General features: G+C 59.3%; 33 protein-coding genes. 10 read left to right on the top strand and 23 right to left on the bottom strand.

Annotated elements, in window-relative coordinates; genetic code table 11:
* The first annotated feature begins 8 nt into the window (after positions 1-8).
* Positions 9-1,043: an aldo/keto reductase gene (locus tag JJB09_RS04035; protein WP_201653472.1), complete on the top strand. Its 1,035-nt coding sequence runs from the start codon at positions 9-11 to the stop codon at positions 1,041-1,043.
* Positions 1,044-1,150: 107 nt separating this feature from the next.
* Here JJB09_RS04035 and JJB09_RS04030 read toward each other — a convergent pair whose 3' ends face one another.
* The 11 genes from JJB09_RS04030 to cysS all read right to left on the bottom strand — a co-directional run bounded on the left by JJB09_RS04030 (position 1,151) and on the right by cysS (position 9,752).
* Positions 1,151-2,176, bottom strand: a complete 1,026-nt coding sequence (locus JJB09_RS04030) for a leucine-rich repeat domain-containing protein (protein ID WP_201653469.1) — start codon at positions 2,174-2,176, stop codon at positions 1,151-1,153.
* 141 nt (positions 2,177-2,317) lie between these two features.
* A complete protein-coding gene (locus tag JJB09_RS04025; protein WP_201653466.1) occupies positions 2,318-2,911 on the bottom strand; it encodes a YdeI/OmpD-associated family protein in 594 nt (197 codons plus the stop codon).
* 104 nt (positions 2,912-3,015) lie between these two features.
* Positions 3,016-3,447, bottom strand: a complete 432-nt coding sequence (locus JJB09_RS04020) for a hypothetical protein (RefSeq protein ID WP_201654230.1) — start codon at positions 3,445-3,447, stop codon at positions 3,016-3,018.
* 31 nt (positions 3,448-3,478) lie between these two features.
* Entirely contained in the window at positions 3,479-5,098 is a 1,620-nt protein-coding gene (gene cimA / locus JJB09_RS04015; protein WP_201653463.1) for a citramalate synthase, read from the bottom strand.
* Between the two features lie 99 nt (positions 5,099-5,197).
* A complete protein-coding gene (gene pip / locus JJB09_RS04010; RefSeq protein ID WP_201653460.1) occupies positions 5,198-6,157 on the bottom strand; it encodes a prolyl aminopeptidase in 960 nt (319 codons plus the stop codon).
* On the bottom strand, positions 6,154-6,651 hold the full coding sequence (locus JJB09_RS04005) for a GFA family protein (protein ID WP_201653457.1): 498 nt from the start codon (positions 6,649-6,651) through the stop codon (positions 6,154-6,156). The genes pip and JJB09_RS04005 overlap by 4 nt, the downstream gene beginning before the upstream one ends.
* Positions 6,648-7,166, bottom strand: coding sequence for a GFA family protein (locus JJB09_RS04000; protein ID WP_201653454.1), 519 nt, complete (start codon positions 7,164-7,166; stop codon positions 6,648-6,650). Before JJB09_RS04000 ends, JJB09_RS04005 begins: the two co-directional genes overlap by 4 nt.
* The gene (locus tag JJB09_RS03995; protein WP_201653451.1) at positions 7,163-7,630 is read right to left on the bottom strand and encodes a GFA family protein; all 468 of its coding nucleotides are present in this window, start codon (positions 7,628-7,630) and stop codon (positions 7,163-7,165) included. Before JJB09_RS03995 ends, JJB09_RS04000 begins: the two co-directional genes overlap by 4 nt.
* Entirely contained in the window at positions 7,620-8,048 is a 429-nt protein-coding gene (locus tag JJB09_RS03990; protein WP_201653448.1) for a type II toxin-antitoxin system VapC family toxin, read from the bottom strand. Before JJB09_RS03990 ends, JJB09_RS03995 begins: the two co-directional genes overlap by 11 nt.
* Positions 8,045-8,284 carry an antitoxin gene (locus JJB09_RS03985; protein WP_201653445.1) on the bottom strand — a complete coding sequence of 80 codons (240 nt, stop codon included), beginning with the start codon at positions 8,282-8,284 and terminating at the stop codon, positions 8,045-8,047. The genes JJB09_RS03990 and JJB09_RS03985 overlap by 4 nt, the downstream gene beginning before the upstream one ends.
* A 58-nt stretch (positions 8,285-8,342) precedes the next feature.
* Entirely contained in the window at positions 8,343-9,752 is a 1,410-nt protein-coding gene (gene cysS / locus JJB09_RS03980) for a cysteine--tRNA ligase (protein WP_201653442.1), read from the bottom strand.
* A gap of 396 nt (positions 9,753-10,148) precedes the next feature.
* Here cysS and JJB09_RS03975 point away from each other — a divergent pair, with 396 nt between their 5' ends.
* The gene (locus tag JJB09_RS03975; protein WP_201653439.1) at positions 10,149-10,319 is read left to right on the top strand and encodes a hypothetical protein; all 171 of its coding nucleotides are present in this window, start codon (positions 10,149-10,151) and stop codon (positions 10,317-10,319) included.
* 3 nt (positions 10,320-10,322) lie between these two features.
* Here JJB09_RS03975 and JJB09_RS03970 read toward each other — a convergent pair whose 3' ends face one another.
* The 4 genes from JJB09_RS03970 to JJB09_RS03955 form a co-directional block, all read right to left on the bottom strand.
* Entirely contained in the window at positions 10,323-10,931 is a 609-nt protein-coding gene (locus JJB09_RS03970; RefSeq protein ID WP_201654165.1) for a LysE family transporter, read from the bottom strand.
* Between the two features lie 117 nt (positions 10,932-11,048).
* Positions 11,049-11,687, bottom strand: coding sequence for an FMN-binding negative transcriptional regulator (locus tag JJB09_RS03965; RefSeq protein ID WP_201653436.1), 639 nt, complete (start codon positions 11,685-11,687; stop codon positions 11,049-11,051).
* Positions 11,688-11,825: 138 nt separating this feature from the next.
* Entirely contained in the window at positions 11,826-12,305 is a 480-nt protein-coding gene (locus JJB09_RS03960; RefSeq protein WP_201653433.1) for an SRPBCC family protein, read from the bottom strand.
* Positions 12,306-12,781: 476 nt separating this feature from the next.
* Positions 12,782-13,555, bottom strand: a complete 774-nt coding sequence (locus JJB09_RS03955) for an SOS response-associated peptidase (protein ID WP_201653430.1) — start codon at positions 13,553-13,555, stop codon at positions 12,782-12,784.
* Between the two features lie 86 nt (positions 13,556-13,641).
* Here JJB09_RS03955 and JJB09_RS03950 point away from each other — a divergent pair, with 86 nt between their 5' ends.
* The 7 genes from JJB09_RS03950 to JJB09_RS03920 all read left to right on the top strand — a co-directional run bounded on the left by JJB09_RS03950 (position 13,642) and on the right by JJB09_RS03920 (position 17,735).
* On the top strand, positions 13,642-14,106 hold the full coding sequence (locus JJB09_RS03950) for an NUDIX hydrolase (protein ID WP_246748569.1): 465 nt from the start codon (positions 13,642-13,644) through the stop codon (positions 14,104-14,106).
* Positions 14,107-14,125: 19 nt separating this feature from the next.
* Complete coding sequence (locus tag JJB09_RS03945; protein WP_201653427.1) at positions 14,126-14,560, top strand: TIGR02301 family protein; 435 nt, start codon at positions 14,126-14,128, stop codon at positions 14,558-14,560.
* Between the two features lie 104 nt (positions 14,561-14,664).
* Positions 14,665-14,922 (top strand): hypothetical protein, encoded by a 258-nt coding sequence (locus JJB09_RS03940; RefSeq protein ID WP_201653424.1) that lies wholly within the window; start codon positions 14,665-14,667, stop codon positions 14,920-14,922.
* Positions 14,923-14,936: 14 nt separating this feature from the next.
* Positions 14,937-15,707: a hypothetical protein gene (locus JJB09_RS03935; RefSeq protein WP_201653421.1), complete on the top strand. Its 771-nt coding sequence runs from the start codon at positions 14,937-14,939 to the stop codon at positions 15,705-15,707.
* Between the two features lie 62 nt (positions 15,708-15,769).
* A complete protein-coding gene (gene ygfZ / locus JJB09_RS03930) occupies positions 15,770-16,612 on the top strand; it encodes a CAF17-like 4Fe-4S cluster assembly/insertion protein YgfZ (protein ID WP_201653418.1) in 843 nt (280 codons plus the stop codon).
* Positions 16,609-17,220 carry a YfbR-like 5'-deoxynucleotidase gene (locus JJB09_RS03925; RefSeq protein WP_201653415.1) on the top strand — a complete coding sequence of 204 codons (612 nt, stop codon included), beginning with the start codon at positions 16,609-16,611 and terminating at the stop codon, positions 17,218-17,220. Before ygfZ ends, JJB09_RS03925 begins: the two co-directional genes overlap by 4 nt.
* Positions 17,221-17,222: 2 nt before the next feature.
* Positions 17,223-17,735: a tyrosine phosphatase family protein gene (locus JJB09_RS03920; RefSeq protein ID WP_201653412.1), complete on the top strand. Its 513-nt coding sequence runs from the start codon at positions 17,223-17,225 to the stop codon at positions 17,733-17,735.
* 111 nt (positions 17,736-17,846) lie between these two features.
* Here the strand turns inward: JJB09_RS03920 and JJB09_RS03915 are convergent, their stop codons facing one another.
* Entirely contained in the window at positions 17,847-18,428 is a 582-nt protein-coding gene (locus JJB09_RS03915) for a calcium-binding protein (RefSeq protein ID WP_201653409.1), read from the bottom strand.
* Positions 18,429-18,734: 306 nt separating this feature from the next.
* Between JJB09_RS03915 and JJB09_RS03910 the strand changes: the two genes are divergently transcribed.
* Positions 18,735-21,032, top strand: coding sequence for a Tex family protein (locus JJB09_RS03910; protein WP_201653406.1), 2,298 nt, complete (start codon positions 18,735-18,737; stop codon positions 21,030-21,032).
* A 182-nt stretch (positions 21,033-21,214) separates the two neighbouring features.
* Here JJB09_RS03910 and JJB09_RS03905 read toward each other — a convergent pair whose 3' ends face one another.
* From JJB09_RS03905 to JJB09_RS03875, 7 genes are all read right to left on the bottom strand, one after another.
* Entirely contained in the window at positions 21,215-22,213 is a 999-nt protein-coding gene (locus tag JJB09_RS03905; protein ID WP_201653403.1) for a glutathione S-transferase family protein, read from the bottom strand.
* A 172-nt stretch (positions 22,214-22,385) separates the two neighbouring features.
* Positions 22,386-23,309 carry a GTPase Era gene (era, locus tag JJB09_RS03900; RefSeq protein WP_201653400.1) on the bottom strand — a complete coding sequence of 308 codons (924 nt, stop codon included), beginning with the start codon at positions 23,307-23,309 and terminating at the stop codon, positions 22,386-22,388.
* A 12-nt stretch (positions 23,310-23,321) separates the two neighbouring features.
* Positions 23,322-24,041 carry a ribonuclease III gene (gene rnc / locus JJB09_RS03895; RefSeq protein WP_201653397.1) on the bottom strand — a complete coding sequence of 240 codons (720 nt, stop codon included), beginning with the start codon at positions 24,039-24,041 and terminating at the stop codon, positions 23,322-23,324.
* Positions 24,038-24,823: a signal peptidase I gene (gene lepB, locus JJB09_RS03890; protein WP_201653394.1), complete on the bottom strand. Its 786-nt coding sequence runs from the start codon at positions 24,821-24,823 to the stop codon at positions 24,038-24,040. The genes rnc and lepB overlap by 4 nt, the downstream gene beginning before the upstream one ends.
* A gap of 67 nt (positions 24,824-24,890) precedes the next feature.
* Positions 24,891-25,289, bottom strand: coding sequence for a holo-ACP synthase (gene acpS / locus JJB09_RS03885; RefSeq protein WP_201653391.1), 399 nt, complete (start codon positions 25,287-25,289; stop codon positions 24,891-24,893).
* Between the two features lie 144 nt (positions 25,290-25,433).
* A complete protein-coding gene (locus JJB09_RS03880) occupies positions 25,434-25,598 on the bottom strand; it encodes a DUF3563 family protein (protein WP_201653388.1) in 165 nt (54 codons plus the stop codon).
* Positions 25,599-25,803: 205 nt separating this feature from the next.
* Positions 25,804-26,265: a DsrE family protein gene (locus JJB09_RS03875; RefSeq protein WP_201653385.1), complete on the bottom strand. Its 462-nt coding sequence runs from the start codon at positions 26,263-26,265 to the stop codon at positions 25,804-25,806.
* Between the last annotated feature and the right edge of the window lie 6 nt (positions 26,266-26,271).

Genomic DNA, 26,271 nt, shown 5'->3' with positions numbered 1-26,271 from the left:
AAAATCCCATGGAATATCGTCAACTCGGAAAATCCGGCCTCAAGGTTCCTGTCCTCAGCTTCGGCGCCGGCACATTCGGCGGCTCCGGTCCGCTGTTCGGCCACTGGGGCAACACCGATGTTCAGGAGGCCCGCCGCCTCATCGACATCTGCCTCGAAGCCGGCGTCAATCTCTTTGATACGGCGGATGTCTATTCAAATGGCGCTTCCGAAGAGGTGCTTGGTGAAGCGATCAAGGGACGCCGCGAGCAGGTGTTGATCTCAACCAAGACGTCGCTGCCGATGGGCGATGGGCCCAACGACTATGGCTCCTCCCGTTCGCGCCTGATCAAGGCCACCGAAGATGCCCTGAAACGGCTCGGCACCGACTATATCGACCTGTTGCAACTGCATGCCTTCGACGCGGCAACGCCTGTCGAGGAAGTGCTTTCGACACTCGATCAGCTCGTCCGCACCGGCAAGATCCGCTATATCGGCGTTTCGAACTTCGCCGGCTGGCAGATCATGAAATCACTTGCCGCCGCCGACAGCCACGGTTACCCCCGCTATGTCGCCAATCAGGTCTATTACTCGCTGGCTGGCCGCGATTACGAATGGGACCTGATGCCGCTCGGTCTAGACCAGGGTCTCGGCGCGCTCGTCTGGAGTCCGCTCGGGTGGGGCCGCCTGACAGGAAAGATCCGCCGTGGCCAACCGATGCCAGACAAGAGCCGGCTTCACGACACCGCCGCCTTCGGCCCACCTGTCGATGACGAAAAGCTCTTCGGCATCGTGGACGTGCTTGATGAAATCGCCGCCGAAACCGGAAAATCGGTGCCACAGATTGCGCTCAACTGGCTGACCACGCGACCGACCGTCTCCTCGGTGATCGTCGGCGCCCGCAACGAGGAACAACTCCGCCAGAACCTCGGCGCGATCGGCTGGAGCCTGACGACAGAGCAGATCAAGCGGCTGGACAAGGCGAGCGCGACAACGGCACCCTACCCGCATTTCCCGTACTATCGACAAGAGGGGTTTGCCCGGCTGAACCCACCGGTGGCGTGACCTCGGGTTCAATCTACAGCGTCATCGCCACGATTCATGGAGCGGCCCTGCCGCTCCATTATATGCGGGCTGGCCGGGCGGCCATGGGAGGCAGATTGTGTGGCGGATCATACCCATTGATCGATCTCCCCAGCCAAATTTCGTTTGGCAAGAATATCCCTCGCTTCGTCGTTCCATTTATTGCTCCCCGAATACAGGGCGACAGACTGTGTCGTCGAGGGCCAGTTCCGATCACGTAAAGCGTCCAGATCGAGGGCTACACGCGAAGCGCGAAACTCCCGAAGCTGATTCTGTGCATCCAGCCCTGGCAATGCCGCCAAGTTCTTGCAGTTGATCAGCCACAGCCGCTCCAAGTTCGCTCTGTTCAGGCCCAACTCTGTAAGTCTTAGCTGGTCCTCGATATGCAAGGTTGAGAGCGCTGGAAAACGAGACAGATCGCCCATCGTGGCTAGGCCTCGGACGCGCACGATTTTCAAAATCTCGACACTCTTGCTCGACAGATCGTCGATGTCGTCGCGCCCTCCCAGGATCAGCGTCAATTCTTTCAGGGGCAAAATGGCGTCTATGAAATCCAATCGTTGTTTCTTGGCAAAAGCACTGAGCGTCAGCCATCGCAGCCGAGGCAGGCCTTCTATGGCGTGGATGCCTTTGGAGTGGCCATTAATGAAAAGTTGGTCCAGCGACTTGCATCGGGCCAGGGATGACAGGTCAAAGTTTCGCTTGCGGTTTTCGCTGAGGAAAAGCCGCTCCAGGTGGCCAAGGTCGATCGTGGTGAGGAAGTCGGGGCGATCCAGCTCGAATACCCCGAAGCTCAGATACTTCAACTTTGGAAGTCGGCCAATTTCGTCTTCGTTGTCGATCCAGGAAAGGCAATCGACCGCGAGGTTCCGAGTTTCAGGCAGAAAGCGCAGGAACGCGGCATCGAACCGTGCGCCGTAGTGTCCGTAAAACCTGACTTGAAGGCGCTCCCCCACCAGTCGGCAAGCTTCATTCAGAGTTTCCAGAAGCGCAGGTGTGTAAGCTTCGGATTTGCTGAACTGAACAACCAATTGTCCGTCCTTATCGCATACGTCCGCGACCTCCCGCGGCGAAAGCGTTTCCGGATCGGTTACCCGACCGCTATCTATTTTCATAATATTCGCCGTTCGTTCAGTGGGCATAGGACGTCTTCAGAATAGGGCCTACAGGACTTCGGCAGCTGCGATACTAACTCGAATACATGCTGGTCGCCATGTCCGCATATTGCGCTAAGGAGACGGGGGCGACAGAGCTTTCTAATCGTCCAGTCCCTTGCCTGACAGAATTTGCGGCACGCATTTCTCGATCCTGGTTTCCCGCGTCTTCGATTGCTTTGCCGAGGAAAAATGCAGGAGGTAGGCTCTCTGCCGCCCCGGGGTCAGCGCCTCGAAAGCCTTCTTCAGGTCCGGCAACTCTACGAGCTTGCTTTGGAATTCCTCCGGCATCGAAAACTCCGACGTTTTCTTGAGCTCCACCTTAAGACCGGCCTTTTCCACCTCGATGGCGTTATGGATATAGTCCTTCAAGACATTATCCATCGAAGCGATCTGCTCGAGGCTTGTGAACCGGATCTGTCGCGCCGCCTGCACATTGTCCGTCTGCTGGACCAGAATGCCACCCGGATCCTTCATCAGGGCGCCTTTGAAGAAGAGGTAGGCGCAGTAGTCCTTGAAGCCGTGGATCAGCACGACATTGGTGCCTTCAAGGCTGTAGCACGGCTGGCCCCATTTCAGCTCCTCGGTCAGCCCGCAGTCGAACGCGATCTTTCTCAGCTTCTCGAATTCCCCGCGCCAGCTTTTGGCCGTCTCGAGGAATGCATCGACTTTGGGGTTGAGATCGGCCTTCGACATGCATTGCCTTTCATATCCGGAATTTCATCGGTCACGCAGCGTATCCTGCAACGCATGGATGCTAGCAGGGAAAGGCGGAGGATTGCAATTCGCCCGCCGTGTCTTCAAATCGCGAGCAGTTCCTCTTGCTCATCCGTTGCCAGCAACGCGAACGAACCAACGTGCGAAGCACCTTTTGCGAAAGCAAGGACCGCAAGGATACTCCTGGTTAGCAAAGCATCGTCCGAGGCAAGAATTTCTGAAGCCCCCTTCTCAGCAAGTTTGGTCAGAGCCGCAAAATATGGCATTCCTGCCGATGGAGAAAGTTCTGGATTTCCGTCGTCAAGGCGGCACTCGTCTATTGTGGCCACAAGCGCATAGGCATTCCAATCTCGAAAATCGAGTTCGACCGCAATCCGAACGATCTCCGGAACTGCGGCGTAGGATGCCGTGCCGACGTCTCCCTGATGGTGGAGATTATTCCAGAGTTCCTTCCAAGCCGCATCGACGTCGCCTGTTTCAAGTCTGCGCAATGCCGGCATGGGATCGTAGGACACTTTGTAACCGCCTGTTAACACCACGTCCACCTCACTCCGCAGCGATCTGGCCGGCCTGATCCCGATTCTTCATCAGCTTGTAGATGATCGAATCCATCAGCGCCTGGAACGATGCGTCTATGACGTTGTCGGATACGCCGACGGTCCACCAACGGGCGCCGGTCGCGTCGGTGGATTCGATCAGGACGCGGGTCACAGCCGCGGTGCTGCCGTTGAGGATGCGCACCTTGAAGTCGGCGAGCTCGAGATCGGCGATTTCCGCCTGGTATTTGCCGAGATCCTTGCGGAGCGCGATGTCGAGCGCGTTGACAGGGCCATGGACACTTTCGGCGACCGACATGATCTGTTCGCCGTCGATCTTGACCTTGACCACCGCTTCGGACACGGTTTTCAGGTTGCCGTTGGCGTCGAAACGGCGCTCGACCATCGCCCGATAGCCCTCGACCAGGAAGAATTCCGGCACCGAACCGAGAATGCGGCGTGCCAGCATCTCGAAGCTCGCATCCGCTCCCTCGTAGGCATAGCCGGACGCCTCGCGATCCTTGACGACACCGATCAGTTGGTCGAGCTTCGGATCGTCCTTTGAGACGACGATCCCGCGGCGCTTGAGCGCGTTGATGAAGTTGGACTTGCCGCCCTGATCCGACACCATGACCTTGCGCAGGTTGCCCACCGTTTCGGGCGGCACATGTTCATAGGTGCGCGGGTCCTTAAGCAAGGCGGAGGCATGGATGCCCGCCTTGGTCGCAAACGCCGATGCACCGACATAGGGCATCTGATGATCCGGCGAGCGGTTGAGCATCTCGTCGAAGGCATGGCTGAGGCTCGTCAGTTCCTGCAGCTTTTCCGCATCGATGCTGGTCTCAAAACGCTCGTTGAAGGCCGGCTTCAGCACCAGTGTCGGGATGATCGTCACGAGGTTGGCGTTGCCGCAGCGCTCGCCGATGCCGTTGAGCGTGCCCTGCACCTGCCGCACACCCGCTTCGACGGCGGCGAGAGAATTGGCGACCGCCTGTCCGGTGTCGTTGTGGGCATGAATGCCGAGGTGGCTTCCCGGAACGCCCGAAGCGATCACGGCAGCGACGATCTCGCGCACTTCCGAGGGTTGGGTGCCGCCGTTGGTGTCGCAGAGCACGATCCAGCGCGCTCCAGCTTCATAGGCGGTCCTGGCGCAGGCCAGCGCGTAGCCGCGATTGTTTTTGAAGCCGTCGAAGAAATGTTCGCAGTCGATCATCGCTTCCTTGCCGGTGGCAGAGACGGCCTTCACCGACTGGTCGATGGACTCGAGGTTTTCCTCGTTGGTGCAGCCAAGCGCGACTTTCACATGATAGTCCCAGCTCTTGGCCACCAGACAGACGGCGTCAGACTTCGATTGCAGCAGGATCGCCAGCCCGGGATCATTTGAGGTGGACACGCCCGCCCGCTTGGTCATGCCGAAGGCAACGAAGTGCGAGCGGGTCGTGCGCTTCTTCTCGAAGAATGCGGTGTCGGTGGGGTTGGCGCCGGGATAGCCGCCCTCGACATAGTCGATGCCGAACGCATCCAGCATGTTGGCAATGGCGATCTTGTCCTCGACCGAAAAATCGATACCGGGCGTCTGCTGCCCGTCGCGCAAAGTCGTGTCGAAGAGATAGATGCGTTCGCGTGTCATCGTCATTTCTTTCAAGTTCGAAACTGCATTCCATGTCTGCCCCTCCCCCTGACCCTCTCCCCGCGAACGGGGAGAAGGTGGCGGCAGCCGGATGAGGGGCTACCTGGCCTTCCCGGCATACTTGTCGGTCGCCGCTATCAGCGCATCGAGAATTCCCGGTTCCGAATAGGCATGCCCCGCACCCTCGATCAGCCTGAAATCAGCTTTCGGCCACGCCTTGTGCAGCAGCCACGCATATTTCGCAGGGCACGGCATGTCATAGCGGCCATGGACGATCGTGCCGGGGATATCGGCCAGCTTGCCGGCGTCGCGCAGCAATTGGCCTTCGTCCAGCCAGCCGGCATGGACGAAGAAATGGTTCTCGATGCGGGCAAAGGCCAGTGCGAAATCGTCTTCCCCGAATTTGTCCGATGTCTCGGGTTCCGGCAGCAGTGTAATCGTCTCGCCCTCCCAAAGGCTCCAGGCACGCGCCGCCTTGATCTGTTCGGCCCGATCCGTGCCGGTCAGCCGCCGACGATAGGCGGCCATCATCTCATGGCGCTCATCCGCCGGGATCGGCTCGACGAAACGCTCCCATTTGTCGGGAAACATTTCCGACACGCCGAATTGATAGTACCAGTCGAGCTCCGCCTTGGTGAGCGTATAGATGCCGCGCACGACGAGTTCGCTAACATGCCCCGGATAGGTTTCGGCATAAGCGAGCGCCAGCGTCGAGCCCCACGAGCCGCCGAACACCAGCCATTTTTCCGCGCCGATCATCTGGCGCAGCTTTTCGATATCGGCCACCAGATGCCAGGTGGTGTTGTTCTCCAGCGAGGCGTTCGGCGTGGATTTTCCGCAGCCGCGCTGATCGAACAGGATGACGTCGTAGAGCTTCGGGTCGAAGAGCCGGCGATGCGTCGGCGAAAATCCGCCCCCCGGGCCGCCATGCAGGAAGACGGCTGGCTTGGCGCCCTTGGTGCCGGAACGCTCCCAATAGACCTTGTGGCCGTCGCCGGTGTCGAGAAAGCCGGTCTCGAAGGGTTCGATTTCGGGGTAGAGTGTCCTGAATGCGCTCATGTCGTCTTCTCCGGTGGCCATGCCTGGGTGTCGTGATCCGGGTGCTGGTGGTTGGTGACGCGGATAGCCTGATAGCGGCTATGCTCCTCCTCGGTGGCGTCGCCGCTTTCGGGCGCGCGCAGGTTGGGCAACTCGTCGAACCAGGGCATGTGGGCGTAGATGTCGGATTGCCATGCCGGCTTGACGAGATCCGGCCGGTCGAGCGCGCCAAGCACGATCTCGGTCGTCTTGCTGCCGATGGTCTTGTAGAAAAGTGGGGTGCCGCATTTGGCGCAAAAGCCGCGCTCGACGACTTCAGAGGATTTGAACCAGGTCGGCGCCCCCCGGGTGATCGTCAGCTGCAACTCGTTGACCGAACCGAGCGGCATGAAATAGTTGCCCGCCGCCTTCTGGCACATCCGACAGTGGCAGATATGCGCATTCGACGGTATGCGCTCGGCGCGATAGCGCACCGCGCCACACTGGCAGCCGCCTGAAAATGTTGCTGTCGTCATACGCCTTCCTCCTTCGGCCGCCAATGCTCGGCCTCGGCATCCACTCTCGGCTCCCAGCCCGTCGTGTCATGGTCCGGATGCTGAAAAGTCACAAGATCGCTCAGAAATGGCGCACTCTCCAGATCGTCCATCGTGTCGTGGCCCGCAAGCTCGTGCAGCTGATCGACAAATGGTATCTTCGCCTCAATGCCGAACTGGACCACGGGCGGCAGCCGGCCAGGCACATCGAAAGCGCCGATCGCCAGCCCGATCCCATCGGGTGCTTCATAGGAAAGCGGCGTGCCGCAGTTCTTGCAGAAGCCGCGCAAGACGTAGTTGGAGGAACGAAACATCTTCGGCCTGCCGCGCGTCCAGGCGAACTTCGCCGCACCGACAGAGACAAGCGGCGCATAGAAAGCGCCGAACGCCTTCTGGCACATGCGGCAATGACAGATCGACGCTTGGCCCGGCTTGCCCTCAAGGCGGAACCGCACCGCCCCGCATTGGCAGCCGCCGGTGTGGACGTTCGCTATCATTTCTCCTCCTCCGGCCATTTGGCCGTATCGTGGTCGGGATGCTGGTAGCTTTCGATGGAATCGAAGAACGTTTGATAGGGCTCGCCCTCGATGACCGGCTTGTCGAAAAGCCGTTCGATCCATGGCAGGCGCTGGGCATGGTTGACTTGCACCTGCGGCTCGAGCTTTTCCGGATGATCGAACGCGCCGATGGCCATTTCGATGCCGCCGGCATGGCGATAAGCGAGCGGTGTACCGCAGCGCTGGCAGAAACCGCGATGCACCTTGTTGGAGGATTTGTACCAGCTCGGCGCGCCGCGCGTCCAATGGAGATGCGCCTGGTCTGCGGTGACGAAAGCGCCGAAAAACGACCCGAACGCCTTCTGGCACATGCGGCAATGACAGATGGACGGGCGGCCGAGCTTGCCGGCACTAAAGCGCACCGCCCCGCACTGGCAGCCGCCGGACATGGGTTCACTTATCATCAACGCCGTCCCTCTCTATCCAGTTTTCGACTTTCAGGCCTTCGACACGCGAGAACTCGCGGACATTGTCGGTGACCAGCGTGAGATCCAGCGAGAGTGCATGAGCGGCGATAAACAGGTCGGTCGTGCCGATCGGGCTACCCCGCCTTTCCAAGCCACAACGCATGGCCGCATAGGAGACAGCTGCGGAATCGTCGTAGTCGAAAAGCTGGATTCGACTGAGCACGTCCTCGATTGCATCAACAAGCCGAGCGGACCCTCTTTTCAACGCGCCATATCGCATTTCGGAAGCCACGATCGAGCTGACACAAATAGCCTCGATGCCATAATGGCGAACTTTGCGACTAACACCGCCCCTCGGATTCTTGAGGAGATCGGAGACTATGTTGGTATCCAGCATGTAAGCGCAGGACGTCATAAGTTGACATCCTCTGGTGGTGCCTGCCTTTCATCGAGATCAGGAAAGTCCTCGTCCCAAGGCTCGATCATCGCCAGCCACTCCAGTAGATCGGTTTTCTTCACCGGCTCCAGGATGATTCGATCGCCTTCCTTGCGCATGATCACCTCGTCGCCAGGAAACTCGAACTCGACGGGAATGCGAACGGCGCGGTTACGGCCATTCCTGAAGACCTTCACATGACGTTCCATTCCCATCGTCGGCTCTCCTATTTGGCATATGCCGAAGCATATGCCTTGATATGGCAAAGCGCAATCACCGCTTCACCTCCCACGTCGTCACGCGTTCTCCCGTCGCCGGGTCCTTGCCGTCCTTGAGCTGGATGCCCTTGGCAAGCAGATCGTCGCGGATCTTGTCTGCTTCGGCGAAGTTTTTGGCTTTCAGCATCTCAAGACGCAGTTGAATGATCGATTCAACGCCTTCGCTCAACGCCTCTGAAATCTCCTGCTTTTTCGGTACGATTCCGAGCAGCGCAGCACTTGCGGCAAAGGCCGCCGGATCGGAATGCGCCAGACCATGCAGAGCCTGAACAGCCGCGACAGTGTTGAGATCGTCCGCCAAGGCGACGAGCACGCTCTCATGGGGCTGTGCCGCGCCGACATCACCTGCCGGCCATTTTGCCAACAGCCGCTCGGCCTCTTCCAGCCGCTTGATGCTGAAATCGATCGGTTCGCGGTAATGGGTCATCAGCATGGCAAGGCGTAGCACGTCGCCCGGCCACTGGCGGCCGCCGAATTTTTCGGTGTGCAGTAGCTCGTAAATCGTCACGAAGTTGCCTTCGGACTTCGACATTTTCCTGCCTTCGACCTGGACGAAGCCGTTGTGCATCCAGACATTGGCCATCACATCAGTTCCGTGGGCGCAGCGCGACTGGGCAATCTCGTTTTCATGATGCGGGAAGATCAGGTCCAGACCGCCGCCATGGATGTCGAAGACCTCTCCGAGATGCGCAGACGCCATCGCCGAGCACTCGATATGCCAGCCGGGCCGGCCGAAGATGGCGGTTGTGGCTCCCTCGAAAGTGAACTCGGCCGGCCAGCCGGGCTGATCGGCCGCAGATTCCTTCCACAGCACGAAATCGGCCGGGTTCCTCTTGTGCGCTTCGACCGCCACGCGGGCGCCGGCCTGCTGGTCCTCCAGCTTGCGCTTGGAAAGCTGACCGTAATCAGGCATCGAGCCGGTGGAAAACAGCACTTCCCTGCCGTCGCCGCCGGTCACCACATAGGCATTGCCGCGATCGATGAGCTGCTGGATGATCCTGATCATGCCGGCGATGTGTTCTGTCGCACGCGGCTGGTGGTCGGGCTCAAGGCAGCCAAGTGCCTTCACGTCCTGCTGGAATTGCTGCTCGGTCTTTTCCGTCACCAGCCGGATCGCCGCATTGAGCTCCATGCCGGGATAGTCGCGCAGCGCGCGGGCATTGATCTTGTCATCGAGGTCGGTGATGTTTCTGATATAGGTGACATGGTTTTCGCCATAGACATGCCGCAGCAGCCGGTAGAGCACATCGAAGACGATGACCGGTCGGGCATTGCCGATATGGGCGAAATCATAGACGGTGGGGCCGCAGACATACATGCGGACGTTGGCCGGATCGATCGGCGAAAACGGCGTCTTTTCGCGCGTCAGCGTATTATAGAGCTTCAGTTGCGGCGCATCGGCCATAGATCTCTCCCGGGGCATACCGACAAAACACCTAACCCGGCTGACCGGGGCGTTTTGAGCTCTTGGTATGTCAGGAGACGAAAACGGCCGGGCCAGCTTTGGGCTAGCGAATAATGTTCCGGCAAATGCAAATTATCGTTTTCATGGCGCTCTTATCGCGCGTTCCACGATTTCGGTCAAGATCGGCAGGGGCTGCGGATTCGAAAATTGCGCGCGGACCGTGATGCCAGTTGACGTCACCACCCTCTTCAGGCCGTGTTCCCTGCGTGACAGATTTCCCACAAGCGCACGTTATTGTTGAAGATGAAAAGAAGCCTGGTCGGCACGCCATGCTTTTGTCCCAATCAAATGGGCATAAGCGAGTCAAGCAAGACTTCACAACATGGATTAGGGAACATGATGAACCCCATTGAAAAACGTAAACAAAACATTAACGATCTTCTGTCGAACTACCGACCGCTTGGCCCGCGCGACCTGCTGGCCGCCGCGCTGATGCTGCAGGCCGGCAAGGACGCCAAGGCCGAGGAAAAGATCGAGGAAAAGCCAGCCGGCAAGGCCGCCGCCTGACGCTCAAAGCAACCTCTGGACGAGGCTGATGGCAAGCAATGCCATCACGAGACCAATGAGAACGTCGAGTACCCGCCACGCGGCGGGTTTGGCAAATACCGGTTCAAGCAGGCGCGCGCCATAGCCGAGGCCGAAGAACCAGACGAAGGAGGCGACAGCCGCGCCCGCGCCATACGCAAAGCGCGCCGATCCTTCATAGGCCGCCGACAGGCCGCCCAGAAGCACGACCGTATCCAGATAGACATGCGGATTGAGGAAGGTGAAGGCAAGGCATGCCGCCAGCGCCGCACCCAGGCTGCCATCGCGGATTTCCGCCGCCTTCATTGCTGTCGGATGGAGCGCGCGCTTAAAGGCAATGAGCGCATAGGCGGCCAGAAACAGCGCCCCCCCGATCGTCACTGCATTGATCAGCGCCGGCGCCTGGGCGATCAGCGTGCCAAGACCCGCCACCCCCACCGCGATCAGCGTCGCATCCGACAGTGCGCAAATCAGACAAAGCACAAAGACATGCTTGCGCAAAAGGCCCTGCCTGAGGATGAAGGCATTTTGTGCGCCGATGGCAATGATAAGCGAGGCTCCGAGCAGCAAGCCGGAGAGCGAGGCATTGAGAATGGGGGACATGGTATTCCGGACAATAAGCGTGGCGGGCCTTTTAGCCGCGAATCAATCCATTTGTGAAGTGGTCGACCGTCCGTTCCGCTTAGCCCACCAAGCCAGCCATCGATACACTTAGCCGCCGAACGTCTTCACCAATCCGGCCATATCTGACGCTGCGACATTGCCCTCCGCCTCAAGCCCCTGCACAACGCCTGTTCGATCAGCGGCCGGGCGGTTCTGGCTGACCTTCCATTTGCCCTCGATGGCGGTGATCTCGATTTCGAGACCGACAATGCCCCGGATCTGGGCGTCAATGAAATTCTGCGGTGCATCGTCGACCGCCCACGGTTGCTTGCGCCCACCCTCTTGGGACTGGGTCAACTCGCGAATCTGCTGCGCAAGCCACGCAGCGTCTTGGTGCACGGTGACGTTGCCGCGCACCTGTACAATCGCATAATTCCATGTTGGCACGACCTTGTGGTTTTCCTCCTTGGTCACATACCAAGACGGGGTGATGTAGGCGTCCGGCCCCTGAAATATCACCAGCGCCCTGCCCGTCTCGGCCAGAATCTTCCACTGCGGATTGGCGCGGGCGACATGCGCCTTCAAGGTGCCCATCGCCCCCCGGCCTTCGTCGAGCAACATCGGAATGACATTCGCCTCAGGCTCGCCATCCGGGCCGGTCGCAATCAGGGTCGCCAGGGGATGGGCGCGCATCAATGCATGCAGAACATCCGTGCGTTCTTCGCGGAAATGCGGTGGCTGGTACATCGTTCGACCTCAAAATAGCTGCGATAGTCTATACAGCGGAGCGTGAGGCGAACAAGTCGGTCTTTCATCGCGGTTGGGACAACTCTGCTCGAGGTGCGCCGCCCGGCCGGGCCAGGCGGCGACCAAATGCAGGATTAGTCAGAGCGTGAGTGCCCGCTCACTTTCATTCATCGGCTGACCGACATTCGGCCGCCCCTTGCCCGTCGCAATCAGGCTCCGCAGGCTGCCGTTGATATAAGTGGTCCAACCGTCTGAACAGATATCGTAACACTCGTATTCCGGAACGAGACCCTGGTGCGTCACCCGTACCTCCGTCTTGTCGCCTTTTTGGGCGATATCGAAAGCGATGCTCGTGCCCTTCCACTCGGTTTCGTCCTTTGTGAAGCTGAAGTAGTTGTCCACGATGAACCAGCCGACCTTCTTGCCGGGGACCAGTTCCGTTACTTTCACTTTGCAAAAATGGACGTCCTTGTAGCGATAATCAAACACCTCGCCGAGCTTGTCGGTGCTGCCATCGATTTCTTCCGACCACCATCCGCGAACATTGTTGATGGCAGCGAAAACGGCCTCCGGCGTCTGGTCGACCGTAAAGTTGGTGGTGAAGCTGTGCTCTGTCATGGATATCTCCTGTTTTCAGTTTGAGGTGTGGCCTGCCCCGCAAACCTCGCGCACGACGTCAAACGGATGGGCTCAGTCAGGACTGCAGTCTACGGTCGTATTCAGTGCGCGGCGTGAAGAACGGACCGGTTTCAAGTCATGTTATTCAACTGTATGGTTGAATATAGGCGAGCACAGTCAGAAAGTCAACCAATCGGTTGAATGATTGAGTGAAGCTTTTGAAAAGGCACCGAGCTCCGGCGTCCGGTCGAGGCAAAATCTCGAATAATCATGGGGATGCATGCCGGTCGCCTGGCCGGTCCAGCTCGCACTTTCACCCCGCCAATCAAGCTTCGGTGGGTGCGCCAGCGACCACACCCGTGCCCTGCCTGGTGAATTGGTGTTTCGGTCCGCCAATGCGGACAAGGAGGCGTGAGCGTTCGATGAGCTATCTACCGGCTGGTCCCGGCTTGGTTTTGCAGAATGTGCAACTGACCTCAAAACAGGTTCATCTGACCATCGTCATTGCCACCAGTCTTCTTCTTCGCCTTTGGAGCCGGAACCGGCATTGCGTCAATACGGACCTGCAGTTCCGGGCCGACATTGGCAACCCTGTTGACCAGATCGGAGACCGGGATCGCCTCGAACAGATCCTCGTCCGGCGGCGTCAACAGGTCGGTGACATGCCGGGGCTCCTGCGTCCGGCAATCCAACCAACGCTCGTAATCTTCAGGCGCGATCACCACCGGCATCCGGTCGTGGATCGACATGAATTTTTCGTTCGACTGCGCCGTCAGAATAGCGCCAGTGTCGACCTCGGACCCATCCGCCGATGACCAGGTCTCCATCAGGCCCGCGAAAGCGACAAGGCCCCCACCCTTCGGTCTGACCCAGTAAGCCTGGCTCTTTTCGCCACTCTCTTTCGGCGGCCGATGCCATTCATAGAATCCGGAGGCCGGAATCAGTATCCTGCGATGGCGCATGGCCACCTTGAACGACGCCTTGCCGATTGCCGTTTCGGACCGCGCATTGATCAGAAGCGGAAACTCGCGGGGATCCTTGACCCAGGAGGGTGTCAGCCCCCATCGTATCAACAGCGCCTTGCGCGTCGGCAGATTGGAGCCGGGCTCGGTAGCGTCCCCGGCAATGATCGCCAGAATTGGCTGGGTGGGGGCAATGTTGTAGCGGGCCGGGAAATCCTCGATCTCCAGCAGGGCGAGAAGTTCCTTGACCTCTTCGGGTGTTGCCGTCAGCGCAAATCTTCCACACATGGAAATGATTTGGCATTGCACCCTCTGTCCGTCAATGTTGAGATATCGATTAAGCTCATTGCAGTGATTTGTTCCGGAACGTCCATATGACCTCAAACCAGCAGGCGACCATGACAGCGTTGGAGGATACGACAACGACCATCGAGCCCGCCTCCTCCGCGATTCTGATTCGCGACGGCCGCATCCTGATGATCCGCAGGAAAAACCCACCCTCCTACGATATGTTCGCCTTCCCCGGCGGGAGGGCCGAGACGGGCGAAGAACCCGCGCAGACCGCAATCAGGGAACTGGAGGAAGAAACCGGAATTCGCGGCCATTCACCGCAGCTGTTTGCCTTTTACGACCTCACGTCGGAAAATCCCGGACGGCATTTCCACCTCAGTGTCTTCCTGGTCCAAGCGGATGCAGGCGAGAGCGCCGAGGCTCGCGACGATGCGGCCGATGCCGGCTGGTATACGCCCGCAGAGATTCGCGCGCTCAACGCGCCCGAAAGCGTCAAGGAATGCGCGGACCGAATCGAATCAGAACTGCTCGGCAGCCGATCTGCCTGACGCCAACGAGGTTTTCCCCATGTTTCTGCGCGGCCTGCTGCTTTCCCTGACCGTATCTGCGCTTTTCCTGCAAACGACTGCCGAAACAGGCGCAGCGGAGAAGAAAAAGGCTGAAGAAAAGCCGGCCGCACCTGCGCCGGTCGAGGAAAAGCCCGCCCCTTATGACGACCGCCTGTTGCGGATGGCAGAGATCCTCGGGTCCGTGCATTACCTCCGAAACCTGTGCAACGGCCGGGAAACCGAGTGGCGGCAGCTGATGACGGACCTGCTTGCGGAAGAGACTCGCAACGAGCCCAAACGTGCCGCGGCGTTGACAGCCGGGTTCAACAGAGGCTATCGCTCGTTTGCTGCAACCTATACCAAATGCACGCCTCAAGCAGTCGCGGCTGAGGGGAAATATCGTGCCGAAGGTGCAACACTCGCCAGTGAAATTGCCGCCCGCTTTGGAAATTAACGATAAATTAACCTCTTTTCATTGCGCCCCGTGTCGTTTTGGGAAAACCTTGCTAAAGGTATTAACCGACCGGTAATGATTGGCCGACTGCAGGGATGATGATGATGGAAGCTAGCCTCAAAGAAATCGACGACATGATCGTCCATGAGAAAATGCAGGCTGCCTGGGAGTCCCAGACAGAGGTTTGGGCTGAGGGCCGCGCCGACGGCATCGAGCCGGAGATCATTGCCGAAGCTGCCATCTGCTTTGCCATGCAGGAAACGATTCGCCTTCTCGGCGAACAGGGCGCAGAAGCGCTTCTGGAATCGCTGCGGGAACGTATCCTCGCCGGCGAGTTCTCGCCCAACAGGACGATCCAGTAAGGAGAATGCCAGAAATGACGGGCTTGAGGCTTCCCTCCTCGCTTCGCCATGCTTTGCCGACGATTGCCGCCACACTGTCGCTGACATTGGCCTTGTCAGCACTCCCGCATGCCGGATACGCATTGACTGAGCCGGAGAAAAACCAGCCTGTCGTCAACGACAAGGCTGACAGCCCCGATGCCCAGCCGGACCCCGATGCTTCCGAAGATGAACTGCTCGAGGAGCAGAAGCAGGGCATTCCCATGCCCGACGGCCTCATCAACAAGAAGAACGACAAAACTGTCGTGCCTGACGACAAGGCTGACGCGCCCGAAATTCCGACTGAATTCATTCACGACCTCTCCAAGCTTCCCGAGCCGGTGAAAAAGCTGCGTGTTGCGCTTGTCGAAGCTGCCGCTTCCGGCGACATCGAACGCCTGCGGCCTCTCATGGGAACCGGCGAGGAACAAACGCAGATTTCCATCGGCGATGCCCCGGAAGATCCGATTGCCGCGCTCAAGAGCCTGTCCGGCGATCCGGACGGCCGGGAGATCATGGCCATCCTGCTCGACATCCTGTCGACGAGTGCCGCGCATATCGACAAGGGAACCGCCAACGACCAGTATGTCTGGCCCTACTTTGCCGAAAAGTCGCTCGATGCGCTGACGCCGCCGGAACAGGTCGAACTCTATCGCATCGTCACTGCCTCCGATGTCTCCGACATGAAGGAATTCGGCAGCTACAATTTCTACCGCATCGGCATTTCGCCGGACGGCAAGTGGAAATTCTTCGTGGCGGGGGACTGACCCGCCACTTGCCGATCCGGCCCGGCGCGACTACCTGTTGGAAAACAACCGGAATCGCCCCCATGACCGCCGTATCGATCGAAAACCGCAGCCTCGTCATCGTTTCCGGCGAAGAAGCTGAAAGCTTCCTTCAAGCCATCGTCACCACTGACCTCAGCCTGGTCGGCTCGGGAGAGGCATGGCCCGGAGCGCTGCTGACGCCGCAGGGCAAGATCATGTTCGAGTTTCTGATCGGGCGGACCGCGGACGGACTGGTGCTCGAAGCTCGGGCAGAGGATGCCGATGCGCTGATCAAGCGCCTGATGCTCTACCGCCTGCGGGCAAAGGCCGAAATCCGCAAAGACGCGACCACAAGCGTCACGGCAAGCTGGGACGAACCGGCCCCTAATGACGCCCTCAGGGACATGCGTTTTGCCAAAGCGGGCGTGACGCTCTACCGATCCGCCAGTGGCACCGATGGCGCAACTCCTTCCCTCTACCACACGCTTCGCATCGTCAACGGCATTTCCGGCGGCGGCGAAGACGGCGCGATGACCGACTATTTTCCCCACGACCTGCTGATGGACAAGAACGGCGGATTGTCGTTCCAGAAGGGCTGCTATATCGGCCAAGAGGTCGTCTCGCGGATGCAGCATCGTTCGACGGCGCGCCGCCGGCTGGCGACGATCTCCTCAGATTCGCCGCTTCCTGAAGCCGGTTCCGCCATTCTTGCCGGCGAACGCGAAATCGGCACGCTGATTTCCGTCGAAGGCACCCACGGGCTCGCCGTCATCCGTATAGACAAGGCTGGGTCAGCGCTTGCAGAAGGCGCGACGATTTCGGCCGGCGGCCAACCCGCCACACCTATTCTGCCCGGCTGGACAGGTCTGGAGTTTCCCGCCAACACGGACGAAACGGCATCATGAGCCTGCACCCCGCCAAGGATACTCGCGCCTGGCAGAGAATGCTCTCCGGACGCCGGCTCGACCTGCTCGATCCCTCGCCTCTCGATGTGGAACTCTCCGACATCGCCCATGGGCTGGCGCGCGTGGCACGCTGGAATGGGCAGACGCATGGCGAGCACGCCTTTTCCGTCGCACAGCATTGCCTGGTCGTGGAGACGATCTTTCGGGCGCAGGCTCCCGACGCAAGCCCTGACGCCCTGTTGATGACCCTGCTGCACGATGCACCGGAATATGTGATCGGCGACATGATCTCGCCCTTCAAGGCGGTGGTCGGCGGAGGCTACAAGGCGGTCGAGGCGCGGCTCGAAGCAGCTATCCACCTGCGTTTCGGCCTTCCGGCGCACCCCACCGCCACGCTCAAGGGCGCCATCAAGAAGGCCGACCAGAACGCAGCCTATTTCGAGGCGACGGCACTTGCCGGCTTCACTCAAGCCGAGGCGAAAAAATTCTTCGGCCAACCGCGCGGTATCAGCCTCGACATGCTCGAGATGACTCCGATGCCGACCATGGAAGCGCAGGCGCGGTTTGCCGAGCGGTTCCACTCGATCGATGCGATGCGGAGCAATTGAAAATGCCGACCATCATCGTTTCCCCACTCAAAACCATCGGCGAGATGGCCGGCCGCCATCAATCACGCGAAATGATCAGCCTGATCGCCGAGAAGCACGACTTTCACCGACCCGGGATTATCGACCCGACCCGCCATCTGACGGTCACGGTCAACGATATCGCCTTTGCCGGCAAGGATGGGCTGATCGCGCCAGCCGAAGCGCATGTGCAGTCCATCATCGATTTTGTCCGTGGCTGGGATCAGGCAAATCCATTGCTGATACATTGCTGGATGGGCGTTTCGCGTTCACCCGCCGCCGCGCTGATTGCCGCGCTCGCGGTGGAGCCGGATATAGACGATGACGAACTCGCAAGACGGCTGCGCGCTGCCTCGCCCCAGGCGACACCGAACACACGGCTGGTGGAAATCGGCGATGCGATGCTCGGTCGGTCTGGGCGGCTGATCGACGCGGTCAAGGCGATCGGCCGCGGCAGCGACTATGTCGGCGAGGCACCTTTCAAGCTGGAATTCTAAAGCATGTTGCGCAAAAGTGTGCAGCGGTTTTGCGCTTAAAACATGCGCCAAAACAAAGAGCTAAAGCGCGACAAGCGAATCCCAAGGATCGCGACGCGCTTTAGGCACGGCTCAGAAAATGAAGTGGTCTTCGTTGATCTGTCTTAGGCGCACGTTTTCGATGATCAACGTGTCGCCGCTGTCGAAGGCAATATGGACGTCGCCGTTGCGTTGCGACATGTAGGGCACGAGATCGTCATAGGTCGTGATCATCACGCCATCCGTCCCGGCTACCGCCATACCGAGATAATCGGCATTTCTTCCCTTGACGGTAAAATCCTTGACGATGTCGAGATCGCTGCCGCGCCCGGTCAGGTTGTTGGTGAAGAAAACGAAGGAGTCCTTGCCCACGCCTCCCCGGAGTATATCCCGGTCCATGCCGCCGTAGAGGATATCGTTTCCGGAGTCTCCGTATAGCCTGTCCTTGCCCTCTTCGCCTCTCAAGTCATCGTAGCCCGCACCACCGTGGATGATGTCGTTGCCCTGGCCGCCATCGACGAGATCCTGCCCTGCGTCGCCGTTGAGCCTGTCGTTCCCCGCCAAGGTGACGATGATATCACTCCCCGCCCTGCCGGAGTAATAGTAGTCATCATTCGTGCTTGCGTAGAAAGTATCGTTTCCTGGCGTTCCGTTTTTATGAATCACTTTGCGCATGCCATTCTCCCACTGCGAGAACGTTGGCCATTGCTTCAAACAAGCCCGGATCGATGCTTCTATCGGGCCGATCAAGGTGTCAGTTTGGGATTCAGAGGAAGCCGAGGCATCCTTCGTTCAGTAAAGCAGAAAAGGCAGAATGTTTCGAGACAGTCGATGTCATCACAATGGACGATGGCGCATCCGTATCACCAGCAGACCGACCCGCCCCAAATCCACGAGGCTTGTGGAATTCCACCCCTGCCCTTTCATTTTCAGCCGGGATGACTATGTTCCGGCCAAGCCAAATTACATGAGACGATGCCCATGCCCGCTGATATGAACCGCCTAGCCGCCATCATCGCCGCCGAGATCAACGCACGGCCCGCGCAGGTGACCGCCGCCGTCGGGCTGATCGACGAAGGTGCAACCATCCCCTTCATCGCCCGCTACCGCAAGGAAGTCACCGACGGCCTCGACGACACACAGCTGCGCAATCTCTCCGAACGGCTGGTCTATCTGCGTGAAATGGAAGCGCGGCGCGACACGATCCTCGATTCGATCGTCGGTCAGGGCAAGATGACCGACGAGCTGAAAGCCAAGATCCTTCAGGCCGACACCAAGTCGGTGCTTGAAGACATCTACCTGCCCTACAAACCCAAGCGCCGCACCCGCGCCCAGATCGCCCGCGAGCGGGGGCTGCAGGGTCTTTCGGACGCCATCCTCGCCAACCGGCAGGCCTCTCCCCAGACGCTTGCCGAAGGCTTCGTCAAGGACGAGGTCGCTGACGTGAAAGCCGCGCTCGAGGGCGCACGCGATATCATCGCCGAAGACCTGTCCGAAAATGCCGAACTGCTCGGTCGGCTGCGTACCCACATGCATGGACGATCCCAGCTGGTCGCCAAGGTGGCCGACGAAAAGAAGGAGAATGCGCAAAAATTCTCCGACTATTTCGATCACAAGGAATCCTGGTCGAAGGTGCCCGGCCACCGCGCGCTGGCCATGCTGCGCGGCTGGAACGAAGAGGTGCTCTCCGTCACCATCGAAACCGATGCCGACGATCCGTCGCCGGTCAAGCCCGCCGAAACCATCGTGGCCGCGGCGCTCGACACCCGCACGTCCGGTGCTGGCGACACGTGGCTTAGGGATGTCGCGGGCTGGGCCTGGCGCGTCAAGCTCAACTCCTCGCTGTCGCTGGAACTGATCCGCGACATGAAGGAACGCGCCGAGGAAGAAGCGATCCGGGTTTTTGCCCGCAACCTCAAGGATCTACTGCTGGCCGCACCGGCTGGCATGCGCACGGCGATCGGGCTCGATCCCGGCATCCGCACGGGCGTCAAGGTGGCTGTGGTCGACCAGACCGGCAAGCTGCTGGATACGGCAACCGTCTATCCCTTCCAGCCGAGAAACGACCTGATCGGCGCACAGGCGGAAATCGCCTCGTTGATCCGCAAGCACAAGGTCGATCTGATCGCCATCGGCAATGGCACCGCCAGCCGTGAAACCGAAAAGCTCGCCGCCGACCTGATCGAGAAGCTGCCTGCACCCAAGCCCGTCAAGGTGATCGTCTCGGAAGCCGGCGCATCGGTCTATTCGGCCTCCGAACTCGCCGCCAAGGAATTTCCGCAGCTCGACGTATCGCTGCGCGGCGCGGTGTCCATCGCCCGGCGCCTGCAGGATCCGCTCGCCGAACTCGTCAAGATCGAGCCGAAATCGATCGGCGTGGGGCAATACCAGCACGATGTCGACCAGGGCAAGCTCGGCCGGTCGCTCGATGGCGTGGTGGAAGATGCGGTGAATGCCGTCGGCGTCGACCTCAATACTGCATCGGCGCCGCTGCTGGCGCGCGTCTCCGGCCTCAACACGACGCTGGCGACCCAGATCGTCACCTATCGCGACGAGAACGGCGCCTTCAAGAGCCGCCAGGAACTGTTGAAAGTGCCACGGCTTGGCGCGCGCACGTTCGAACAGTGCGCGGGCTTCCTGCGCATCTCGAACGGCAAGGAGCCGCTCGACGCCTCTTCCGTCCACCCCGAAGCCTATGGTGTGGCGCGCAAGATCATCAATGCCTGCGGCCGCGACCTGCGCGCTCTGATGGGCGACAGTTCGGCGCTGAAGGGGATCGATCCGCGTCAGTTCATTGACGAGAAGTTCGGCCTGCCGACCGTCAAGGACATCATCTCGGAACTGGAAAAACCGGGCCGCGACCCGCGTCCGGAATTCAAGACGGCGACCTTCGCCGAGGGCGTCAACGAAATCAGCGACCTCAGGCCCGGCATGATGCTGGAGGGCACGGTGACCAATGTCGCTGCCTTCGGCGCGTTTGTCGATATCGGCGTTCATCAGGACGGGCTGGTGCACGTCTCCGAGCTCGCCGACAAGTTCGTCAAGGACCCGCATGAGATCGTCAAGGCCGGCGATATCGTCAAGGTACGGGTGGTCGAGGTCGACGCCAAGCGCAAGCGCATCGCGCTGTCGATGAAGAAGGAAAGCTCCGGCCCCCGCGAACCGCGTGAGGACCGCAATCGCAATTCCGCGCCGGCGTTCAAACAGAGCCCGAAGCCGCAAGCACCCAGCCAGGGCGCATTCGGGGCGGCGTTGATGGAAGCGATGAAGAAGAAGTGATGCTTCCGGCACTGTCCATACCGTAGAACGTATCAAGGGCCGAGTGGCGCGGCAGCCCCCTCTTCTCCCCGGCGGGGAGAAGAGCCGAGCGAATGCGAGGCGATGTGGGGTACCTTTCAACACGTGGTGAGGCCCCTCATCCGGCCTTCGGCCACTTTCTCCCCGCTCAGGAGAAGAGGTCGTTAACCTGCAAACACTCCCCTTCCCACCAACCTGTCGCGATCATGCGGGCGGTTAAAATCGATCTCCGGGCCCTTCGGCACGATCTTCGTCGGATTGATGTGGGCAATGGAATAGTAGCCGCGCTTGATCTGATCGATCTTCACGGTCTCTGAGATACCCGGCCACTGGTAGATCTCTCGGGTATAGGCTGACAGGTTGGGATAGTCCTCCAGCATGCGGATATTGCATTTGAACGCACCGCAATAGGCGGAATCGAAACGGATGAAGGTCACGAACAACCGGATATCGGCTTCCGTGAGATATTCGCCGGCGATATAACGATGGCTTTGCAGATGGCCTTCCAGCTTATCGAGCATGTCAAAAACGGCACTGACCGAAGTCTCGTAAGCGTCCTGGGTTTTGGCAAAACCCGACCTGTAGACGCCGTTGTTGACGGCATCGTAGATCAGCGCATTCCAGATATCGATCGTCGGGCGCAGTTGCTCCGGATAGAAATCGAGGGTGTTACCTGTAATGCCATCAAAGGCCGAGTTCATGATCCGGATGATGTCGGCCGATTCATTGTTGACGATCCGGCCTTCCTTGCGATCCCAGAGGACAGGTACAGAGACCTTGCCGGTGTAGTGCGGCTCGCTTGCCGTGTAGAGCTGGTGCTGGAACGAGATTTTCTCCACCTTGCTGCCGGCGTCCTGCGGAATTTCGTATTCCCACCCGTTGTCGCCGATCATGGCGCCAGAGATCGAAACCGGAATAACATCCTGCAGCCCCTTGAGGTTGCGCATGGCAAGCGTCCGCGATGCCCAGGGGCACAGATAGGAGACGAACAGCTGGTAGCGTCCCGCCTCGGCAGGCAGACCCGGCTGCCCATCCGGGCCAGGTCGGCCATCCTGCGTAATCCAGTTATGGAATTTTGTGGGCTCACGATGAAATGCGCCGTTCTTCATTTCGGACGCGGCGACATCATCCTTGATCCATTGTCCATTCACGAGCTGCGGCATGCTGCGTCTTCCTGCTTTGATCTTGTCCTTGTCTTGGCAGGAAGATGCCCTTGCGATCAGGCAAGCGCAATGCCGTCAAAGGTTGACGGATTGTCAAGCAAATGAGATTGCAGCGAGCAGCGAAGGGAACTGTTCCAGAAAACGATCCCCCAAGCGCCGGCATGTATGTTTGTCAGGGTGTGAAATCGAGACCCATCTCGCGGAAGCGCTCGGGATCGTCGCCCCAGTTCTCGCGAACCTTGACGAACAGGAAGAGGTGCACCGGCTGCTCGAGGATTTCGGAGATTTCCTTGCGCGCCGCCATGGAGATCGCCTTGATGGCATCGCCATTCTTGCCGAGTGCGATCTTCTTCTGGCTGTCGCGTTCGACATAGATGACCTGTTCGATGCGAACGGAGCCGTCCTTGCGCTCTTCCCACTTTTCCGTCTCGACATGCGAGGCGTAGGGCAGTTCCTGGTGAAGACGCAGGAACAGTTTCTCGCGGGTGATTTCCGCGGCCAGCTGGCGCATCGGCAGATCGGAAATCTGGTCTTCCGGATAATACCACGGCCCTTCCGGCAGCAGCGCCGACAGATAGTTCATCAGGTCTTCGCAGCCCGAACCGTTCAGCGCCGAGATCATGAAGGTGGCTTCGAAGTTTACCTGTTCGTTGGCAGCCTGTGCGAGCGCCAGAAGGTCTTCGCGCTTGACCTGATCGATCTTGTTGAGGATCAGGATCTTCGGTTGCTTGACCTCCTTGAGGCCTTCGAGGATCTTTTCCGCATCGCCCTTCAGGCCACGCTCGCTGTCGATCAGAAACGCGATGACATCGGCGTCCTTGGCGCCGCCCCAGGCCGTGGTGACCATGGCGCGGTCGAGCCTGCGGCGCGGTTTGAAAATACCCGGAGTGTCCATGAAGACGATCTGCGCCCGGTCATGGATGGCGATCCCGCGGATGATTGCACGCGTCGTCTGCACCTTGTGCGAGACGATGGACACCTTGGCTCCGACAAGCCGGTTGACCAGCGTCGACTTGCCGGCATTCGTCGCGCCGATCAGCGCCACGAAGCCCGACCGCGTCGGGGCTAATGCCGCGACTGTTTCATTTTCACTCATACTCATATCCAATCAGTTTTCGGACGTTTCAGGCGTCCAGATGCCTTCGCGCTCCAGCATCTTTCGGGCGGCGACCTGTTCGGCCGCGCGCTTGGACCGATCGATACCAGTTTCGGGCGCGATGCCCGCAATCTCGACCACGACGGTAAATTGCGGCGCATGGTCAGGGCCGCTTCTGTCTTCGACGCGGTAGGTCGGTGCAAAGCCGAACTTCTGGTGCGTCCACTCCTGCAATTCCGTCTTGGCGTCCCTGCGCATTGGTTCAGGGCTAGTCGCACGCTCCGTCCACTGCCTGATGATGAAGCCACGCGCGGCTTCCAGTCCGCCGTCAAGGTAGATCGCGGCGATCAGGCTTTCGACCACATCGGCGCGTACATTCTTCATACGCTGTCCGGTGATCTTTTTCAAATCGGCGCCGGTTCTGATGAAGCGATGAAGCTCCATGCTGTCGGCAACGTCGGCGCAGGTCTCGGCTGACACCAACTGGTTCAGCCGAACGGAAAGCTCGCCCTCGCCCGCTTGCCTATAGGTGGTGAAAAGCAACTCGGCAATGCAAAGCCCGAGAACGCGGTCGCCCAGGAACTCCAGCCGTTCGTAGTTGCCAGCCTTGGAAACGCGCGCACTCGAATGGGTTATGGCCCGGTCGAGCCGCTCCTTGTTTTCGAAGACGTATCCAACCAGCCGTTCGAGGCTCTCCCGCTCTTCGCCGGACAGGGCCGATTTGCGGCTCATTTGATACCCTTGAAGAAGCGTTCGTAACGCAGGTTCGCCGGCCATTTCCAGATATGCAGGAACGGCGTGTCGTTGCCGAGCGAGAAGATGATGAAGCTCGCGCGACCCACCAGGTTTTCCTCCGGCACATAGCCGACGCTAAAGCGGCTGTCGGAAGAGTTGTCGCGGTTATCACCCATCATGAAGTAGTGCTTTTCGGGCACCGTGAACACCTGGGTGTTGTCGCCTTCGCTGTTGGGATAAAGATCGAGCGTTTCGTAGCTGACGCCGGAGTCGAGCGTTTCGCGATACATCGGAACGTGCTCGTACTTGTCGATGCTGACCTGGACACCAACACCAGCGGTATCGGAATCGTTGGAATTGAACTCGCCATCAGCCACGCGCGGAACCGGCTTGTTGTTGATGTGAAGGACGCCATCGATCATCTGGATCTTGTCACCGGGCAGACCGATGACGCGCTTGATGTAGTCGATCGACGGGTCTTTCGGCAGGCGGAATACCACGACATCGCCGCGCCCGGGTTCGCTGCCCATGATGCGGCCCTTGAACCACTCGGGATTGTAGACCGGCAACGAATAGCGCGAGTAGCCATAGGAGAATTTATTGACCAGCAGATAGTCCCCGATCAGCAGCGTCGGGACCATCGAGCCCGAAGGGATGGTAAAGGGCTGAAGCAGGACCGTGCGAATGACGGCTGCGAGCAGGAATGCCTGAAAAAGCACGACGATCGTTTCCCAGAAGGCGTTCTTTTCTTCTGGCTGTTTCTGTTCGCTCACGCTCATTCAAACCTCTTGCGTCAATTTTGGAGGACTCTCTAGCTTTTTCCGGCATCAACGGCAACCGGCTTCGTCACACCGGCAACGCCTCGATGATGACAAATGCCTGGGCCAGCGGAAAATCATCTGTGATGGTCACATGGATGAGAGGCGCATGGCCGGCCGGCATGAGAGACATCAGCCGTTTTTCGGCGCCTCCGGTCAATTGCATCGTCGGCTTGCCGCTCGGCAGGTTCACGACACCCATTTCCCGCCAGGCAACCCCCATGGACAATCCGGTCCCCAGCGCCTTGGAGCAGGCTTCCTTCGCGGCGAAACGCTTCGCATAGGAGGCGGCCCGGTTTTTCCGTCCATCGGACTTCTTGCGCTCGATATCGGTGAAGCAACGGTTCACAAAGCGCTCGCCAAATCGTTCGAGCGTCTTTTCCACGCGCCTGATGTCGATGAGATCGCTACCAATGCCGACGATCATGCCACGTTTCCCGATCTCTTGCTCTATTGCAAGCATGTAGACCCGAAACGGCGTACTGAACAGGTGTCCGTGCAAAAAATAAAGGCTGGCACGCAGGCGCCAGCCTCTTCATCGGGGGACCTGCCCCCATATTGGCCCGAACACTTAGAGCAGGCCGAGCGAGCGATGGCGGAACATGCCGCGATCGATCTGACGCTGACGGTATTCGAGGTCGACACGGTCGGCGCTGGCATTCAGGTAGGCCATTTCGCGCTCTTCGATCGACGGGCCGCGCAGCTTGTGGGCAATCTTCGATACATAACCAAACATTGTAGTTCCTTTCTTTCCGAGTTCCCTCCCTCTTCACATCCAAAGATAAGCTCTTTGTTGCAATGCACAAGTTTCGTTTCCAGTGTGCTGCCATGCAACAACGGCATACCTCTTTGAAAATTGGTCACATTTTCGTCATATCAAGCCAAAGAATTGGGCAAACGCCATGCATCCAATGCAATCGCTGTCAGACGGTAATCTCCCGTTAAGGTCTGATATAGAGATAACCCTGCTGTTGCAGGTCGGCGATGCGGACGACACCGCCCTCGTCGGCGATATCGAATTTGCCCAGCAAGTCGCCGGTCTGAAGCTTTAGTGCCTTCAACGTGTTGCCGCAGGCAACGAAGGATACGCCATCCACCGCTCGCATTTCTGTTTGCCGCCGCAGATCCGGACTGGCGCGCGACGCGCGAAATGCAGCAAGGGCCGGCCCATGGATGACCAGCACGATCTTTACCTTCTCCGGGCCGCCCTTGCCGTCGATGTGGTTCTTGATATTGCCCATGACGAAGTTGACGCGGGTCGGTTCGGAAAGGTGGTAGACGACTTTCTGCACGGGGTAGACTGGAGTATTCGCACCTACCGCCTCCGGCAAGGCAGACACAGCCGCGCCGCCGGCAAGACCTGGCAAGAGACGGAGGAAGATTGAGCGTCGCGAAAAGAGCATGGCGGT

Origin of the sequence: Phytoamicus setariae, from assembly GCF_016722925.1 — a bacterium.
Classification (GTDB): domain Bacteria; phylum Pseudomonadota; class Alphaproteobacteria; order Rhizobiales; family Rhizobiaceae; genus Rhizobium_E; species Rhizobium_E setariae.
The sequence above is the reverse complement of the archived record's forward strand: the minus strand, read 5'-3'. Positions and strand labels throughout refer to the sequence as shown.